1 pseudogene is annotated in these 531 nt (G+C 70.6%); it reads left to right on the plus strand.

From position 1 onward, the window contains the following. Window positions 1-531, plus strand: a pseudogene (locus ACXJKJ_RS32005) (hypothetical protein); the annotation flags it as partial.

Here is a 531-nt window from a genome sequence, read left to right on the forward strand (position 1 = left end):
GGCAGCAATGCGCAGGCCACTGGCGAGAACAGTGTCGCCCTGGGCAGCAACGCCAGTGCCAGCGAGATCGGTGCCAGCGCCGTCGGTAGCGGTGCCGTCGCCAGCGGCGCCTATGCCACGGCCAACGGCGTCGAGTCGGTGGCACGCGGCCAGCAGGCCCCCGCCAATGGCTTCCGCAGCAGCGCTTCCGATGCCGGCGCCTCTGCGTTCGGCAGCTACAGTGAAGCCAGTGGTCGTCTGTCCAACGCGCTGGGTTACGGCGCGATTGCGTCCAACAGCCTGGCCACCGCGGTTGGCACCTCGGCGACCGCCGCCGGTGCCAGCGCGGTCGCGCTCGGTGAATCCAGTGAAGCCACCGGCGATGAAAGCGTCGCCATCGGTGGGTCGACCTTCTTCGGTCTGATTCCGGCCCGTGCCAGTGGCACCGGTGCGGCGGCGTTCGGCGCCGGTGCATGGGCGACCGACGACTACGCCACCGCGATTGGCTGGAACTCCTGGGCCGATGCCGCCAGCGCCACCGCGCTGGGTGCA

This window comes from Roseateles sp. P5_E1 (assembly GCF_054049335.1).